Origin of the sequence: Achromobacter sp. MYb9, from assembly GCF_002975275.1 — a bacterium.
In the GTDB taxonomy this organism is placed as follows: domain Bacteria; phylum Pseudomonadota; class Gammaproteobacteria; order Burkholderiales; family Burkholderiaceae_B; genus Achromobacter.
Map to the genome: position 1 here is coordinate 77,272 of NZ_PCOQ01000002.1, position 14,249 is coordinate 91,520.

General features: G+C 60.9%; 11 protein-coding genes. 10 read left to right on the top strand and 1 reads right to left on the bottom strand.

Annotated features, from left to right (window positions below):
* Positions 1-138: 138 nt before the first annotated feature.
* From CQ050_RS04585 to CQ050_RS04605, 5 genes are all read left to right on the top strand, one after another.
* Positions 139-816: a response regulator gene (locus CQ050_RS04585; protein WP_105555659.1), complete on the top strand. Its 678-nt coding sequence runs from the start codon at positions 139-141 to the stop codon at positions 814-816.
* Positions 806-2,290 (top strand): sensor histidine kinase, encoded by a 1,485-nt coding sequence (locus CQ050_RS04590; RefSeq protein WP_369868247.1) that lies wholly within the window; start codon positions 806-808, stop codon positions 2,288-2,290. Before CQ050_RS04585 ends, CQ050_RS04590 begins: the two co-directional genes overlap by 11 nt.
* A 115-nt stretch (positions 2,291-2,405) precedes the next feature.
* Complete coding sequence (locus tag CQ050_RS04595; RefSeq protein ID WP_105555660.1) at positions 2,406-3,404, top strand: tripartite tricarboxylate transporter substrate binding protein; 999 nt, start codon at positions 2,406-2,408, stop codon at positions 3,402-3,404.
* 118 nt (positions 3,405-3,522) lie between these two features.
* Positions 3,523-3,960, top strand: coding sequence for a tripartite tricarboxylate transporter TctB family protein (locus CQ050_RS04600; protein ID WP_105555661.1), 438 nt, complete (start codon positions 3,523-3,525; stop codon positions 3,958-3,960).
* Positions 3,957-5,483, top strand: coding sequence for a tripartite tricarboxylate transporter permease (locus CQ050_RS04605; protein ID WP_105555662.1), 1,527 nt, complete (start codon positions 3,957-3,959; stop codon positions 5,481-5,483). Before CQ050_RS04600 ends, CQ050_RS04605 begins: the two co-directional genes overlap by 4 nt.
* A 131-nt stretch (positions 5,484-5,614) precedes the next feature.
* Here CQ050_RS04605 and CQ050_RS04610 read toward each other — a convergent pair whose 3' ends face one another.
* Positions 5,615-6,781, bottom strand: a complete 1,167-nt coding sequence (locus CQ050_RS04610) for a pyridoxal phosphate-dependent aminotransferase (protein WP_105555663.1) — start codon at positions 6,779-6,781, stop codon at positions 5,615-5,617.
* Between the two features lie 114 nt (positions 6,782-6,895).
* Between CQ050_RS04610 and CQ050_RS04615 the strand changes: the two genes are divergently transcribed.
* The 5 genes from CQ050_RS04615 to CQ050_RS04635 all read left to right on the top strand — a co-directional run bounded on the left by CQ050_RS04615 (position 6,896) and on the right by CQ050_RS04635 (position 14,244).
* Positions 6,896-7,930: an AbrB family transcriptional regulator gene (locus tag CQ050_RS04615; RefSeq protein ID WP_105555664.1), complete on the top strand. Its 1,035-nt coding sequence runs from the start codon at positions 6,896-6,898 to the stop codon at positions 7,928-7,930.
* 234 nt (positions 7,931-8,164) lie between these two features.
* Positions 8,165-8,371, top strand: coding sequence for a cold-shock protein (locus CQ050_RS04620; RefSeq protein ID WP_006216596.1), 207 nt, complete (start codon positions 8,165-8,167; stop codon positions 8,369-8,371).
* Positions 8,372-10,817: 2,446 nt separating this feature from the next.
* Positions 10,818-12,737 (top strand): tRNA uridine-5-carboxymethylaminomethyl(34) synthesis enzyme MnmG, encoded by a 1,920-nt coding sequence (gene mnmG, locus CQ050_RS04625; protein ID WP_105555665.1) that lies wholly within the window; start codon positions 10,818-10,820, stop codon positions 12,735-12,737.
* Positions 12,734-13,447: a 16S rRNA (guanine(527)-N(7))-methyltransferase RsmG gene (rsmG, locus tag CQ050_RS04630; protein WP_105555666.1), complete on the top strand. Its 714-nt coding sequence runs from the start codon at positions 12,734-12,736 to the stop codon at positions 13,445-13,447. Before mnmG ends, rsmG begins: the two co-directional genes overlap by 4 nt.
* Positions 13,444-14,244: a ParA family protein gene (locus tag CQ050_RS04635; RefSeq protein WP_105555667.1), complete on the top strand. Its 801-nt coding sequence runs from the start codon at positions 13,444-13,446 to the stop codon at positions 14,242-14,244. Before rsmG ends, CQ050_RS04635 begins: the two co-directional genes overlap by 4 nt.
* Positions 14,245-14,249: the final 5 nt, after the last annotated feature.

A 14,249-nucleotide genomic window follows, 5' to 3' on the forward strand; every position in this document is an offset into this window, starting at 1 on the left:
TGAAAAGAATGAGGTTTTCAAGGTTAAGGTAGTTATCCACAGGCCTTATTAATCATTAGTCTTTATATAAAGAGAAATAAAGGAAAAGCCAAACATGCTTTCCCATTCCGCCCAGCCACTCCCCCCCGGACTCCGTCCATGCGCATCCTCCTGATAGAAGACGAAGCCGAACTTGCCCGTTGGCTTTCCAGAAGCCTGGCCAGACATGCGGGCTTTGTCGTTGAATGGGCTGACGACGGATTGGTCGCCGAAAGAAGGTTGGCAATCGAAGAATTCGATGCCGTCGTCCTCGACTTGGGACTTCCGGGCATGGACGGGCATGCTTTGCTGGCGAAAATTCGCGCGCGGGACGACCGTACGCCGGTGCTGGTCTTGACCGCGCGCGATTCGCTAGCCGAAAAAATCGGCACCTTGCACCAGGGAGCGGACGATTTCCTGCCGAAACCCTTTGTTGTGGAAGAGTTGGAAGCGCGTTTGATCGCACTGATCCGGCGTAGCCGTGGACGCGAACATCCGCGTTTGGCGCTGGGAAACCTGGTTTTCGACTCTGCAGCGCAAAAATTCACGGCCTCTGGACACGCTTTGCAGTTATCCCCACGTGAACATGCCGTTCTGCGGGTACTGATCCAGAAAAGCGGCGAACCCATCAACAAGCAGCAGATTCTTGACCGCATCGTCACGGACGACGCGGACATCAACCTGGAAGCCATCGAGGTCCTGGTTCACCGTTTGCGCAAAAAATTGGCGAAAACCGGTGTTCAGATCGTGACCATGCGCGGCATGGGCTACTGCCTGGAGAACCTTGTTGACAACTAGAAGTCCGAAAAAAATCGCTTTTTTTGCGGCAAAAAAACGTAATCGCACCCTGAAAACCCAGTTGCTGTGGTGGTTGATCCCCACGCTGGTGTTCGTGATGATGGCGGCGCTGTGGTTGTCGAACCACCAGTTGCGCAACCAGGTAGACATTGCCTACGACCGATCGCTTTCCGGAGCGCTTCGCGCGATCGACCACAACATATCCACAGCTAGCGGTGGATTAGCCATGGAGCAGCCTTACCTGATGCTGGAATTTTTCGAGCTGACGGCCAATGGCAGCGTGTTCTACAGGGTGGCAACAGAGGACGGGCTGGCAGAAATCGGCCATCCGGGTCTGCCGCTGCCGGACGAGCCCCTGGTATCTGGCGAACCGCGCTTTTTCTACGCGGACTATCAGAGCGCCCCCGTCAGGGTTGCGGCGCTGGCGCGCCCGATGGATCCGCCGCTGTACGCCAACAAAGGGGGACGGGTTATCGTGCAGGTCGCCGAAGGCCTGGAAAGCCGCCAGGCGTTCTTGCACAAGGTGCTGCTGCGCTCGGTCGAGCGGGACCTGGCGGTGATTCTCATCAGCGTTCTGGTGATCATCCTGGGGGTTTTCATGGCGCTGCGCCCCCTGGTCCGGCTTCGGCAAGAGGTGGAAGGGCGTTCTGGAGACGATTTAAGCCCCGTCAGCGCGTCCGAGATGCCAGGTGAGGTCCTGCCCCTGGTTGCGGCTGTAAACCTCCACATGGCCCGTTTTGCGGCCCAGGCGAGGGTCCAGAGTCAGTTCCTGGACGACGCGTCGCACCAATTGCGCACGCCGTTATCGGTTTTGCGGACCCAGACGGCGTACGCCCTGCGCGAAACAGACCCCCAGGAGGTCCGTACAGCCCTTCTGGCGATGCAAGAGGGGTTGGACAGGGCTGTGCGCACCACCAACCAGATGTTGGCTCTGGCGCGCGCTAAGGACGCTTCCCTGGCGGAAGGGGGTTTCACCGCCGAAACCGTCGACTTGGTGGAATTGGCCGACGGGGTGATCCGCGGATTGTTACCGGCCGCTCGTGCTCGCCAGTTGGACATCGGCCTGGAGGCCGCCGTGCGCCCGATCCCTGTCATCGGCACCGAGTGGCTGCTGCGCGAAGCCGCCGTCAATCTCGTCGATAACGCGATCCGCTACGCGTCGCCGTCCGGCGAGGTGACGGTGACCGTGCAGACCGGCGACGGCCTGGCCCGCCTGGTCGTCGAGGACGATGGCCCCGGCATGTCGGCCGAAGACATCGCCCGCGCCTGCGTGCGCTTTCGCCGGGGAGCGGCGGGCAAGAACAAGCCCGGGGCCGGGTTGGGCCTGGCCATCGTGGGAACCATCGCCGATATCCTCGGGGCCCGGCTGGTTCTGGAAAACCGTGCCCCGTTGCCCGGCTTGCGGGCAGCCTTGGTGTTTTCCCTTGAAGCAGCGGCCGATGCTGCGCCGCATCATGAAAACGGCAGTTTTTGAAAGGTGTTGGAAAGCTTCGATTTTGTACGGTAGCGTCCGCTGGGTCCGATCAGGCGTCACCACGCCGTGCGGCCATCCAGCCATACCAAGACCTATAAATCTCGGAGACACAAGAATGCAGACCAGCCTGAAGCTGCGCACGGCCGCCTTGGCGGCGCTTGGCGCGATCACCCTTTCCCTGGGCGCCGCCCAGGCGGCCGACGAGCCTCGTCGCCCCGAGTGCATTGCGCCGGCGCAGCCCGGCGGCGGTTTCGACCTGACCTGCCGTCTGGCCACCGAGGGGTTGAAGCAGAGCGGGGCGCTCAAGAGCACCATGCGCATCGTCTACATGCCGGGCGGCATCGGCGCGGTGGCCTACAACAACATCGTGGCCCAGCACCCCAACGAGCCCGGCACCATCGTCGCGTTTTCGGGTGGATCGTTGCTGAACCTGGCCCAGGGCAAGTTCGGCAAGTACAACGTCGACGACGTGCGCTGGCTGGCCGCCATCGGCACCGACTATGGCGTTGCCGTGGTTCGCAACGATTCCCCGTACACCGACCTGAAGAGCCTGATGGACGCCTTCAAGCAGGATCCGACCAAGATCGTGCTGGGCGCGGGCGGCACCGTGGGTAGCCAGGACTGGATGAAGGCAGCGCTGACGGCCAAGGCCGCCGGCGTGGATTTCAAGAAGATGCGCTTCGTGGCGTTCGAAGGCGGCGGCGAAGCCGTTACCGCATTGCGCGGCGGCCATATTCAGGCCTACATGGGCGATGCGGCGGAAGCCTTCACCATGCTGGAGGGCGGCGCGCCCATTCGCGTGCTGGCAGTGTTCAACGACCAGCGCCTGCCGGGCAAGCTGAGCACCGTGCCGACCGCCAAAGAGCAGGGCTATGACATCGTCTGGCCGATCATCCGCGGCTTCTACGTCGGCCCGAAGGTGTCGGACAACGACTATCAGTTCTGGGTCAAGGCCTTCAACACCGCGATCGCGTCGCCCGAGTTCGACAAGCTGCGCCAGCAACAGGGCCTGTTCCCGTTCAACAAAACGGGCCCCGAACTGGACGCCTACGTGAAGAACCAGGTCAAGGTCTACGGCGAGCTGGCCGATTCCTTCGGCTTGTTGAAGAAGTAAGCGGGCCGCAAGGCTTTCCCTCCCGATCGCGCCCACTCGGGCTCCTCGCCGCCGGACGGTTCCAGCGGCGGCGGGGGCGGCTGCGCCGCGCGGTCCCACCACAACGGAAAAGTGGATCATGAATGATCGAATCCTAGGTGTCGGCGCCCTGGCGCTGGCCGCCTTCATGACGGCGGCGGGGTGGGGCATTGAAGCCCCGTTCGCCTACGAACCCGTGGGCCCGCGCGCCTTCCCGCTGCTGCTGGCCGGCATTATCGGCCTGTGCGGGCTGTGGCTGGTCTACAAGGGCGGCCATGCGGTCGAAGCCAACCCGCCGGGCGCCAACGGGCGCATCGCGCTGATGATGGCGTTCACCGTGGCCTATGCCTTCTTGTTCCAGTGGCTGGGTTTTGTCGTTGCGACTTCGCTGATGACCGTGTTCGTGGGACGCCTGTTCGGCGGCGGCTGGGTGAAGTGCGCAATCGGCGGCGTCGTCATGAGCCTTTTCTTTTTCGTGCTGTTCGACAAGGTGCTGGACGTCGTCCTGCCGGGCGGACTGCTGGAGACCCTGATATGAGCGGCATTCTTGATCATCTGTCGATCGGCTTTGGCGTGGCCTTTTCGCTGACGAACATCCTGGTGGCCATGATTGGTTCGTTCATCGGCACCTTGGTTGGCGTGCTGCCGGGCCTGGGGCCCGTGAACGGCGTGGCGATGCTGATCCCGATTGCCTTCGCGATGAACCTGCCGCCTGAAACCGCGTTGATCCTGCTGGCGGCGGTATACGTGGGCGCCGAGTACGGTGGCCGCATCACGGCCATTCTGCTCAACGTGCCGGGCGAGGCCAGCGCCATCATGACGACGCTGGACGGCTATCCGCTGGCGCGGCAGGGCATGGCGAACGTGGCGTTGTCGCTGTCGGCGTGGTCGGCCTTCTTCGGCGCGATCGTGTCGGTGGTGGGCATCATCCTGCTGGCGCCGATGCTGGCAAAGTGGGCGCTGGCCTTTGGCCCCGCCGAGTACTTCGTGCTGATGATTTTCGCGTTCTGCTGCCTGACCAGCCTGCTGGGAAAACAGCCGGTCAAGGGCGTGCTCGCGGCGATGATCGGGTTGTCGATATCGGTGGTGGGCGTGGACGCGAATTCAGGGGTATACCGCTATACCTTCGATTCGGTGCACCTGGCCGACGGTGTCGATTTCGTGGTGGTGGTGATTGCGCTGTTCGCGGTCAGCGAAATGTTGGAGATGCTTGAAAAGGTAATGGCGGGCCACAGCGTGGAGGTCACCTCCAGCGGCCGCAAGCTCTTTAACCTGAAAGAAATGGCGTTTACGTGGTGGAGCGTGGTGCGCAGCGCGCTGGTCGGGTTTGGCGTGGGCGTGCTGCCTGGCGCGGGCGCCAGCGTGGCGGCGGCAGTGGCCTATTCGCAGGAAAAGCGCATCATCGAAGCCAAGGATCCGGATGCGAAGTTCGGCAAGGGCGACATGCGCGGGCTGGTCGCGCCGGAAGCCGCCGCAACCGCTTCCGCTATCGGTTCATTCGTGCCGATGCTGACGTTGGGCGTGCCGGGTTCGGGCACCACCGCCGTCATGATGGGCGCGCTGACGCTCTACAACATCACGCCCGGTCCGGTGCTGTTCGAAACCAAGCCGGAACTGGTGTGGGGGCTGATCGCATCGCTCTTCGTCGCCAATGTGCTGCTGTTCATCATGAACGTGCCATTGGTTCGCCTGTTCTCGAAAGTGCTGTCGGTGCCTGGCTGGCTGATGGTGCCGGGCATCCTGTGCATCAGCTACATCGGCGTCTACGCCATCAACGCGGGCACGTTCGACCTCTTGCTGGTGGCTGGCATCGGCGCGTTGGGTTACTTCCTGCGCAAGTTCGGCGTGCCGATGGCGCCGCTGGTGCTGGGCGTCGTGCTGGGCAACATGATGGAGCAGAATCTGCGCCGCGCGCTGTCAATGACTGACGGCGATGTCGCGGTGCTGTTCGCCAGCCCGGTGTCGATCTCGATGTGGATTGGCGCCGCCGCAGTGGTGGTGGTGCCGCAGTTGATGCGCCGCATGCGCCAGGCCAGGAAGATTGCCGCTGGTCCGGTTTGAACCGCGGTGCGGGGTTGCCGAACTGATCGGCCCCCGCGTCGGCTGCCGCCGGAAATTGCAAAGGGGCGCTTAGAGGCGCCCCTTTTTTTGTTCAAGAATATGAGTGAATGCTCATATTTCGTTTCGAGGCGTCAGACGTTCGCCAGGCGCTCCAGCGCCGTATCCAGCGTGGCGTCTTTCTTCGCGAAGCAGAAACGCACGATGCGGTGATTGGATTCGGCGGCATCGGGCTGGCGGTAGAAGGCCGAAACGGGAATCACCGTGACGCCATGGTTCACCGTCAGGTCACGCGCGAAGTCGGCTTCGTTCTGCTTTGATATCTGGCTGTAATCGGCCAGCAGGAAGAACGTGCCGGGGCTGGGCAGGGGGCGGAAACGCGTCTTGGCCAGCCCTTGCGACAGCCGGTCGCGCTTGGCTTGGTAAAACGCCGGCAGGTCCAGGTACGGCTTGGGGTCACGCATGAACTCGGCCAATGCGAATTGCATGGGAGAGGGCACCGTGAAGACCATGAACTGGTGCACCTTGCGCAGCTCGGCGCTTAGCTGGCGGGGCGCGCAGCAGTAACCGATCTTCCAGCCGGTGGTGTGGTAGGTCTTGCCGAACGACGAGATCACGAATGCGTGCTCGGCCAGCAAGGGGCGGCGCGCCACGCTGGCGTGCGGTTTGCCGTCGAAGACGATGTGTTCATAGACTTCGTCGGACACCAACAGCACGCCGGTATCGCGCACGATGGCCTCCAGCGCGTCCAGGTCGCTTTCTTCCAGCACGGCGCCAGTGGGATTGTGCGGGAAGTTCAGCATCAGCAGGCGTGTCTTGGACGTGATGGCGTCACGCACACGCTGCCAATCGATGCGGTAGTAGGGGTCGGCCTCGGTCGGGGCGCGCAGCGGCACAGGCACTGCCGTACCGCCTGCCAGGCGGATCGCCGGCAGATAGGAGTCATAGCAGGGCTCGATGACGACCACTTCGTCGCCACTGTTCACCGCGGCCAGCACCGTCGCCATCAGGGCTTCGGTAGCGCCGCTGGTAACGGTGATTTCGGTTTCCGGATCGTAGGCATGGCCGTAGAGTTCGCGCGTCTTGGCGGCGATGGCTTCGCGCAGCGGCGCGACGCCCGGCATGTAGGGATACTGGTTATGGCCTTCAGCCATCGCGCGGGTCACCAGCGCGCACAGCGCCGGATCCGGATCGAAGTCCGGAAAGCCCTGGCCCAGGTTGATGGCCTTGTGTTCGATGGCCAGGCGGCTCATCACGGTGAAGATGGTGGTGCCGACGTCGGGAAGTTTGGATCGGATCATGGTGGACGCGAAGGTGAACGCTGGTAGGCAAAGAAAGTTTTCGTAAGTATCCCACTAACTCATAATTCGTTTTTCGTATTAGCTAAGCACGTGGATGGGATCGTGGGTCAAAACATGTTGTTGAGGGTGCTGGGCGGATTGTTGATCGCGTTGGCTGGCGCGCAGCTGGCGGTGTGGGCGCATATGCCCTTGCCGTGGATGCTGGGCGCGTTGCTGGTGACCGCGGCGACACGTATCGCGGGCTTGGGCACGGTGTGCCCGCGGCCTGCGCGCAACGGCGGGCAATGGGTCATCGGCACGTCACTGGGCCTGTACTTCACGCCGCAGGTGCTTGGCCACATCGGCACCAACGCGGGGCCGATCATCGTGGGGATGCTGTTCGCGTTGGCGCTGGCGTTCATGGGCACCGCAATGTTGCGCCGGTTTACCGACGCCGACTTCAAGACCGCCTGGTTTTCGTCGGCCATCGGGGGCGCCAGTGAAATGGCCAGCCTGGCGGAACGCCACGGGGCGCGAATAGACCGTGTAGCGACCGCGCACAGCGTGCGCGTGCTGCTGGTCGTGGTCACCGTACCGTTCATTTTCCAATGGTGGGGCGTGGCGGGGCTGGACCCCACGGTGCCAGGTCCCAAGACGGTGGATGTCGCAGGCCTGGCCGCGCTGGTTGCATTGACTTGCATTGGCGGCCTGTTCTTCATGAAGCTGCGCCTGCCGAATCCGTGGGTGCTTGGACCCATGCTGGTGGCGATGTTGCTGACCGCTTCCAGCATCGAATTGTCGGCTTTGCCCGACTTCGTTCCGAAGGTCGGGCAGCTGTTCATCGGATGGTCGTTAGGCGATCGCTACCGCCCGGATTTCTTCCGCGCGGCGCCCCGCTTCATCGCCGTCGTCGCGGCATTCACGATGGGGGCTTTGGCGTTGGCTTTCGGGTTGGGGGCTCTGCTGTCCTATTGGTCCGCAGCGCCCGTGCCCACCCTGATCCTGGGCACCACGCCGGGCGGCATCGCCGAAATGGCGATCACCGCCAAGGTGCTGCAACTGGGCGTGCCGGTGGTCACTGCGTTTCACGTCACGCGCATGGTGTTTGTCGTGATCGTGACAGGCCCGATATACGCCTTCCTGGCGCGCCGGCAGCCAAATTCCGCCTAGCGGTAATTCGCTTCCAGTCAGAAAAATGCGACATTGGGGTAAACAACAATATGAGCGCGTAATGCGGGGTGAGTATGCTGATTCCGCAGTTGATTCAAGCAGCGCGCGGACTCGTTCTGTTGCTTGGCGACGGGCGGGAACGCAGCAGCAACGCAGGTATTTCTACCGGTCGTTCAGTTCTCACGGCGTCCTTGATTCATTGCAATTCGATTCAATTACAGGACGCTAGAAAAAATGGCTCAGAAGGGCAAAGTTAAGTGGTTCAACGCTGACAAGGGTTACGGTTTCATCACGCCGGACGTTGGTGGCACCGATGTTTTCGCACACTTTTCCGCCATCCAGGGCCGCGGCTATCGCAGCCTGAACGAAGGCCAGGAAGTCGAATTCGAAGTTAAGGATGGTCCGAAAGGACCTCAAGCGGCCGAAATTCGCCCGCTCTAAATCGGGAAATCCCGCTTTCCCGTCCGCCAGGTCCGACCTGGCTACAACGCCCCAAGACTTTCGAGTCTGGGGCGTTGTTTCGTTTGGGCTGTCGAAACGTTCTCCCCCCGCCGCGATGTTCTGATCGCACGGCTTCGATGCGGAAGTTAGTAATCACTAACATATCCTCTAGCCTTGGATAAGTCTGTGGATAATTATTTTGGGGCCTTCAGATTTTTGTGGTCAGTAATGAATCACCGGCATCACTGAACCGAGGGTTTTGCACAGATTTTCAATATTGCTTATAAGCCATTCAACGCGCACCGTTTAGACGCCGGTGGCCCGGACTGATGGCGGCTGCTTAACGTGAAACGTGGCGTTTCCCCAGGGAAAACGGGCTTTTGGAGCCATTTTCCGGCGGCGGTGGCAGGCAGGCAGTGGCATTACCCATTATCTTTAGCCGCCCTCACAGGCCATTTTTTAGGCCGGAAAAAGAGGGTTGTTCACAAAGATATCCCCATCCCGGTTATGCACAGAAAAACCCCCGGATTAGCCAAAATCGGAGGGTCTCTGCCTGTGGATAGAAATGGGGATAGTGCGGTCCCAGTGCGAGCGGGGCGGTCGTTTTTATCGGCCCGATCGAGTATGCCGAACCAGGTCGGCGGCGGCTGGCCGCATGGGCGTTGACATGGGCGTTGACGTTTCCACGTCTGACCGCGAATTGTCATCTGAAAGAAAAACCGAGTTTTCCACAGGATTCACATGAAACCGCTGGCCTCGTCCAAATGGATGATGGCGCGGCCGCTCCGGCTCTAGCAAGATACTTGTAGCGTCAATGATCTGGTGGCGGCAGCTCGACGTTGCGGCTGATACGCAGACGTGAGTGTGAAGCAAGGCGGGACAACCATGGGGATAACTTGCCTCATTACCCTTCGCGGCATTTTGACTCGGCGGCGGGTATGGAGTTCCCTTCAAGTGCTTGTTCCGTTCGGTGGTTTGAAGGACTTATCGACTCGATAGCTCAATCTTATCCACAAAGTTTTCCACGTCTTTTTCTCTGTATCCCTACGCGGAAAATGCCGCCCGTATTCGGGGCTCTTCAGGCCCATTCAGTGTCTGTCTTTGAACGCCGCTCCCTATGACACGGGGTGGATATTTGAGGCTTTTCGAATATCTGGGCGGTTAGCGCGCGAAGCAGGTTCGGTGGTCTTCCCTGCTTGCCTTGGCAGCCCGGATTAGCAAGTTATCCCCAAAGTTGTTCCACGTGAATTCTCTCCAAGGCTCATCGCTTCTGATGGTCGGGTTGTTGATAAGTGGAAAGTTAGGCAGGGATAAATTCGCGTCATTTTCTGCCCCATGGTTATCCACTGCTTGCTGTGAATAAACACGATTACGGACGGCGGCAGAATTCCTGAAATTCGCTGGCTGCTGCAGAACGGAACCCAGCCGAATGGATCTTGTCGGGTTGCACAGGCATGTCTTTTTTTGTGGTTGGACCGAACCTGTTTCACGTGAAACCTAAAAAATTAACGATATTTTCGGCAAGGGGTAGGGTAGGGGTAGAAAAATCGCTTTTTTTTCACTCCACCTTTCTTTTCTAATCACTGATCCCAAAGGTGTGGGCACACATTTTTCCGTCTGGATTGGTGTGTTGAAACGATGAATCCGCCATCGCAATCCCTATTACCTGGGTTTCAATGTCCCCAAATTGCCGGTGTTTCACGTGGAACAACTGGAAGTTCTTGATGGCGAGGCTCGCAGCGCGACGTATTGTGAATACGTTTAACGTGGAAGACGCGCACTGCGCGCCTAATTACCGACGGCGACGTGCTTCCATTCAAGCGCTATCAGTGGTGTTTCACGTGGAACAATGCAGCTAGAAGCCGAGTCAATGTTCTGCACGTGATGTTCCACGTGAAACAGCAACGGCGTTGATGCGCCTAGCGCGACGAGTAGGAGCGAACCGCGATGTCTTCCACTGCAGCACCTCGACGCTGGCGGGCATAGTCCAGCAGAGTCACCGAGATGTCGATCCACATACGGGCGGTTTGAGTTGGTAGGGGCCGATGAACTGTACGGGCGCGCCATGTTTCACGTGAAACAACCGGGTTATGGCGACGCCCAATGCCAAGGTGCGGGAGGTTTAGCCGCATAGTTGCCTCCCGCTGTCCGCCGGGGACGGCAATAGCACCGATGTTTCACGTGGAACATCGATCGATGACGTTCGTGTTCCGTGTACGTGGTTCGCTCACCTTCCCCCCATGACGTGTTCCACGTGAAACATCGCCGGCCGGAAACCGGCAGATGCCGACATATTCGTGGCGTTAGGGTCGGCTTCCGTTGCCAAATGTCGACGTCAAGTGGAGGACAGGCACCCAATCCTGGCCCGTTATATGTTTCACGTGAAACATGCCACCCCTGCCTCTATAATGAGCACCGAACGCTCTCTTATCTTTCTCTCCCCATCATGGACTATCCCCGCGAATTCGATGTCATCGTCGTCGGTGGCGGCCACGCCGGCACTGAAGCGGCGCTGGCAGCAGCCCGCGCAGGCGCACAGACGCTGCTGCTGACGCACAACATCGAGACCCTTGGCCAAATGTCTTGCAATCCCTCCATCGGCGGGATTGGGAAGGGCCACCTTGTCAAAGAAGTCGACGCCCTGGGTGGCGCGATGGCCTTGGCAACGGACGAGGCCGGGATTCAGTTCCGCATCCTGAACAGTTCCAAAGGCCCCGCCGTCCGTGCAACACGCGCGCAAGCTGACCGGGTGCTCTACCGCCAGGCCATCCGCGGCCGTCTGGAAAACCAGCCGAACTTGTGGTTGTTCCAGCAGGCGGTCGAGGACCTGATGGTGGAGGGCGACAAGGTGGTGGGCGCGGTGACCCAGGTCGGCCTGAAGTTTCGCGCCAAGACGGTGGTCTTGACTGCCGGCACGTTCTTGAACGGTCTGATCCACGTGGGCCTGCAGAACTACTCCGGCGGCCGTGCCGGCGATCCCCCGGCAATTTCGCTGGGCCAGCGTCTGAAGGAACTCAAGCTTCCTCAAGGACGCCTGAAGACAGGTACCCCGCCGCGCATCGACGGGCGTTCGATCAACTACAGCATCCTGGAAGAACAGCCGGGTGACCTGGATCCCGTGCCCGTGTTCTCGTATATGGGCAATGTGGCCATGCACCCGCGTCAGCTGCCGTGCTGGATCACGCATACCAATGCCCGGACGCACGACATCATCCGCGGCGGCCTGGATCGTTCACCGATGTACAGCGGTGTCATTGAAGGGGTGGGGCCGCGCTACTGCCCGTCCATCGAAGACAAGATCCACCGCTTTGCCGACAAGGAATCCCACCAGGTATTCCTGGAACCGGAAGGGCTGGATACGCACGAGGTCTATCCCAACGGCGTGTCCACCAGTTTGCCGTTCGATGTGCAGCTGGAATTGATCCATTCCCTGCGGGGGTTGGAGAACGCGCACATCATGCGCCCGGGCTACGCGATCGAATACGACTACTTCGATCCACGTGGATTGAAGAGCACCCTTGAGACGAAGGCGATCGGCGGCTTGTTTTTCGCCGGGCAGATCAATGGCACGACGGGCTACGAAGAAGCGGCTGCCCAGGGCCTGCTGGCTGGCGTGAATGCCGCGCTGCAATCGCTGGGCCGTGATCCCTGGACGCCGCGCCGCGACGAAGCTTATCTGGGCGTGCTGGTCGACGACCTGGTGACGCGTGGCGTCACCGAACCCTATCGCATGTTTACCTCGCGCGCCGAATACCGCCTGAGCCTGCGTGAAGACAATGCCGATCTGCGCCTGACCGAAATCGGACGCCAATTGGGCATCGTCGACGACGCACGCTGGGATGCATTCAACCGCAAGCGCGATGCAGTGGCGGCGGAAGTCGAACGGTTGAAGTCATCGTGGGTGAATCCGCGCATCATGCCGGTTGAGGTAGCTGAACCGTTGCTGGGCAAGGCAATTGAACGTGAGTACTCACTAGCAGACTTGCTGAAACGCCCGAATGTTTCATATGAAGCATTGATGGCCGCGCGCAACGCCGACGGCTCGCTGCTGGCCGGCCCGGGTGTCGTCGAAGACGACGTCCTGGCGGAGCAGGTCGAGATCCAGGTGAAGTACGCCGGCTACATCGCCCGCCAGCAAGACGAAGTCCAAAAGCAGATCTCGCACGAGCAACAGCCTATCCCCGCGGACGTCGACTACGACGCGGTGACGAGCCTGTCGTTCGAGGTGCGTCAGAAGTTGAAGACGCATCGCCCGGAAACCGTCGGCCAGGCCGCACGCATCTCTGGCGTCACCCCCGCCGCAATCTCGTTGTTGCTGATCCACCTGAAGCGCTTGCATTACGGCTCGCGCAAGCAAGCCGCATGACCGCGCATACCGATCCGGCCGGCGCGGACATGGCCGGCCGCCTCTCTCGCGCATGCGAGCAGTTGGGGCTGCCCGTCGACAACGCAGCGCACGCCAAGCTGCTGAATTACCTGTCCCAGATGCAACGCTGGAACCGGACGTACAACCTCACCGCCATCCGCGATCCCCAGCAGATGCTGATCCAGCATTTGTTCGACAGTCTGGCCGCCGTGGGCCCCTTCAGCCAGGCGCCGGGCGTCGCTGACGCCTCGGCCAAGGTCTACGACGTCGGATCGGGTGGCGGCCTGCCTGGCGTCGTTCTGGCGATCATGCGGCCCATGTGGTCCGTGACGTGCATTGATGCCGTTGAAAAGAAAACCGCGTTCGTGCGTCAGATGAGCGGCGCGCTGGCCTTGCCCAACTTGCAGGCGCTCCACGCGCGCATCGAAACGCTTGCGCCGGCCGAGTGCGACATCGTTACCTCCCGAGCCTTCGCGTCGTTGGACGATTTTGCGCAGCTCGCGGGTCGCCATGTGCGCATCGATGGTACCCTCGTCGCCATGAAGGGCAAGGTCCCCGATGAAGAAATTCAGGCGTTGCATGCGCGCGGGGAATGGCAAGTCGACCATATTCAGCCGCTCCGGGTACCGGAGCTGCAAGCAGAGCGCTGCCTGATCTGGATGCGCCGCGGCGAAGAGCGCGGTGAAGGACGCAGTCAAGGAACCCTATGAAGAACTTACCCCCCAGCACAACCGCCCGCGTCTTCTGCATCGCCAACCAGAAGGGGGGTGTGGGCAAGACGACGACCGCCATCAATCTGGCGGCGGGCCTTGCCACGCATAATCAGCGCGTGCTGCTGGTGGACCTGGACCCTCAAGGCAATGCCACGATGGGCAGCGGTATCGACAAGAACGCGCTGGAATCCAACCTGTACCAGGTGCTGATCGGCGAGGCCACCATTGAACAGGCCCGCGTGAAGTCGGAATCCGGCGGCTATGACGTGCTGCCCGCCAATCGCGAGCTGTCCGGCGCCGAGATCGACCTGGTGCAGATGGACGAACGCGAACGCCAATTGAAAGCCGCGCTTGATACGGTCACGGGCCAATACGATTTCGTGCTGATCGATTGCCCGCCGACGCTGTCGTTGCTGACGCTCAACGGATTGGCCGCCGCTCATGGGGTCATCATTCCGATGCAGTGCGAGTACTTTGCGCTGGAAGGGCTGTCTGACCTCGTCAATACCATCAAGCGGGTCCACCGCAACATCAATGACGACCTGCGCGTCATCGGCCTGCTGCGCGTGATGTTCGACCCGCGCATGACGTTGCAACAGCAAGTGTCCGCCCAGCTGGAAGCGCACTTCGGCGACAAGGTCTTCAAGACTGTCGTACCGCGTAATGTGCGCCTGGCCGAAGCACCCAGTTACGGCATGCCCGGCGTCGTGTATGACCGCGCGTCACGCGGGGCGCAGGCCTACATCTCGTTCGGTGCCGAAATGATCGAACGCGTCAGGAAAGACCTGAAGTAAGTCTT